This window comes from Sandarakinorhabdus sp., from assembly GCF_040398645.1.
Taxonomy (GTDB): Bacteria; Pseudomonadota; Alphaproteobacteria; order Sphingomonadales; family Sphingomonadaceae; genus Sandarakinorhabdus.
This window is the reverse complement of sequence record NZ_JBBATR010000029.1, coordinates 15,125-18,091: the sequence shown is the minus strand read 5'-3', so window position 1 is coordinate 18,091 and position 2,967 is coordinate 15,125. Positions and strand designations below refer to the sequence as shown.

General features: G+C 64.1%; 3 protein-coding genes. All 3 read right to left on the bottom strand.

All coding sequences use genetic code 11. From position 1 onward, the window contains the following. On the bottom strand, window positions 1-393 hold a 393-nt coding region (locus ABWP50_RS08390; protein ID WP_353217544.1), incomplete at its 3' end, for an RNA polymerase sigma factor region1.1 domain-containing protein. 171 nt (window positions 394-564) lie between these two features. Beyond that, window positions 565-2,418: a DNA primase gene (gene dnaG / locus ABWP50_RS08385; protein WP_353217543.1), complete on the bottom strand. Its 1,854-nt coding sequence runs from the start codon at window positions 2,416-2,418 to the stop codon at window positions 565-567. 10 nt (window positions 2,419-2,428) lie between these two features. Continuing rightward, window positions 2,429-2,908 carry a GatB/YqeY domain-containing protein gene (locus ABWP50_RS08380; protein ID WP_353217555.1) on the bottom strand — a complete coding sequence of 160 codons (480 nt, stop codon included), beginning with the start codon at window positions 2,906-2,908 and terminating at the stop codon, window positions 2,429-2,431. Between the last annotated feature and the right edge of the window lie 59 nt (window positions 2,909-2,967).

Genomic DNA, 2,967 nt, shown 5'->3' with positions numbered 1-2,967 from the left:
CTCGACAGCGCCCATTTCGCGCAGATACATGCGCACCGGATCGTCGGTGCGATCGAGCGGCGCCTTGACCACGGCCACCGGCGCCGGCGCAAGATCACCATCAACCGCTTCGGGCTCGTCTTCGGCCTCTTCAGGGGTTTCGGCGTCTTCGGCCGGTTCCTCGTTCTCGACGACGTTGATGCCCATTTCGTTGATCGCCGACATGATGTCTTCGATCTGCTCGCTGGTCATCTGATCTTGCGGCAAAGCCTCGTTGATCTCGTCATAGGTGATGTAGCCGCGCTTTTTGGCGCGGGCGATCAGCTTCTTGATCGAGGCTTCGTTCAAATCGATCAGCGGGGCATCGCCCTCGCTCTTGGTGTCGACGGTGCCGTTTTCGCCTGCCTTGGCCATCCGGTTTTGCATCCTTGCAATGGGCGGCACCAAAGACTGCGCCGCCAAAATCAGGTCATGTGCGCCTGGCAATTGCTGCCAACAGCTGCACCTGAATGCGCACTATCCGGCCCACCCGGCTGTCTGGCCGAGCGGAACAGGCTACTGCTACGTTCATATTATACCAACGCCTTAATCTGCCCGCCGCGATTCCACCAGCTTCATCATCGCCGCATCCAGCGATTCCAGATCGCGGCGCAATGCCTGCTGCACTTCAAAGTCGGTTTCATCGAGGCTATGCTGAAACTGTACCGTGGCCTCGTCCAATCCTTCCTGCAAGGCGGCGCGCGCTGATATCTGCCGCAAAGCCAACGCAAAATCTGTCTGCGCCGCCGTTTCATCGCCGCCAGCGCGCGCAAACGAGAAGCCCAACGCATTGGCAGCACATACGCGCCGCATTGCACCGTCCAATCCCATTGATCGCAAATGGTCGGCCATCGCGGTCGATTCAAGGGCCTGTTCGCCGCCCCGATCAGATGTTGCAGCCAACACAGCCGACAACAGCGCCGCTTCGTCGGCATCACCGGGTTGCAGCCCGGCCAGTGCATCAGCGTGTGCATCGGCAAGGGTCGGCCGCAACAGTAGCCCGGCCAGCACAGCCGTGAGCAGCGGATCGCGGGCGCGCACAACCAGCGCTTTAAGGGCCGCGGATGCACCGGGGATCGGCGGCTGCCATTTCTGTCCTGCGGGGCCGCGCGGGCGCGGTGTCCAGGCGGCACGCGTCGGCCCGGCCAGAAATGCCGCATCGAAACGACGATTAAACTCTGCCTGATAAAGCCCGCGCACATCGGGATCGGCGATAGTGGCGGCCGCCTCACGCAGCCGGGCGCGGGCCTGTGCGCGGCGTTCGGGTGTGGCCAATTCCAGTCCGGCGGTTTCGCTGGTCCAGATATGATCGATCAGCGGCACCGCCGCCGCCAGCACGGCTTCAAAGGCTGCCGCGCCGCCCGATCGGCACAGATCGTCCGGGTCCTGGCCAGCGGGCAGGGCAGCGATGCGCAGCGATTTGCCCGGTTGCAGCAGCGGCAGCGCCCGGCCGGCAGCGCGGATGGCAGCGCGCACGCCGGCGCCGTCACCATCAAAGCAAAGGATCGGTTCATCCACCAGCCGCCATGCCAGCGCGAGCTGGGTTTCGGTCATGGCTGTGCCCAGCGGCGCGACAGCCTCGGCAATGCCGGCCTGGGCCAGGCCGATGACGTCCATATAGCCTTCCACCACGATCAATCGCCCGGATTGCCGTGCGGCCGGGCCAGCCAGATCGAGATTGTAGAGCAGGCGGCCCTTGTCAAACAGCGGGCCATCGGCGGAGTTAAGATATTTGGGCTGCACGTCGCCGAGCGCGCGCCCGCCAAAGCCGACGACACGCCCGCGCCGATCGCGGATCGGAAACATCAGCCGGCCGCGAAAACGATCATATGTCTCGCCGTCTTCGCTGGTGCCGATCAGGCCAGCCTCCAGCAAGGCCTGGCCTTCGGCATCCTTCAGGTGACTGCGCAGCGCCGTGCGGCTGTCCAGCGCCAAGCCAAGCCCAAAGCGTTTGGCGATATCCGGTGTGACGCCGCGCCTGTCCAGATAAGCCCGGGCCGTGGTGCCGGCGTCTCCGGCCAGCTGCGCCTGAAACCAGGCGGCGGCGCGCGCGGTCAGCTCGGTCAGGCTGTCGGCCACCTTGGCCTTTTCGCGCGCTTCGGGGGAGGCGGCCGGCACCTCCAGTCCCGCTTCGCCGGCCAGTTGCTTGACCGCTTCCATGAACGGCATGCCCATATTGTCAGTCATGAAGCGGATGACATCGCCGTGGGCGCCGCAACCAAAGCAATGGTAAAAGCCCTTGTCGTCATTCACGTGAAAACTGGGGGTTTTTTCGTTGTGAAACGGGCAGCAGCCTTTCATCTCGCGCCCGGCGCGCACCAGCTTCACGCGCCGGCCAACCACACTGGACACCGAAACCCGGGCGCGCAGTTCGTCCAGAAAGGCGGGCGACAGGCTCATTGCAGGCCGATCAGCTCAAGGCTGCCTTCACCAGCGCGTTGGCCTTGCTCATGTCCATCTGGCCGGCGTAGCGCTCCTTCATCGCAGCCATCACCCGGCCCATATCCTTCACGCTGGTTGCGCCGATTTCGGCAACCAGCACGCGAATGGCGGCATCGGCCTGCGCCTCGGTCATTTGCGCCGGCAAGAAGCCCTCGATCACCGCCAGTTCGGCGCGCTCGGCATCCGCCAACTCGGCGCGGCCGCCCTTGTCATACATTTCGATCGATTCGCGGCGCTGCTTGGCCATTTTCATCAGCACATCGGCCACCAGCACATTGTCATCGGCGGGCGCGCTGCCGGTCCGCAGCTCGATATCCTTGTTCTTCAACGCAGCACCGATCAGGCGCAGCGCGCCCAACCGGGCGCTGTCACGCGCCTTCATGGCATCGATGGTGGCGGCTTTGATGGCATCGCGGATTGGGGGGCGGATCGGGGTGGGGCTGGTCATGCTGGGTTTTTCCGTTGTGAAAAATTTGCGGGTTGATGTTTGCTGGTCGATAGCGTCTT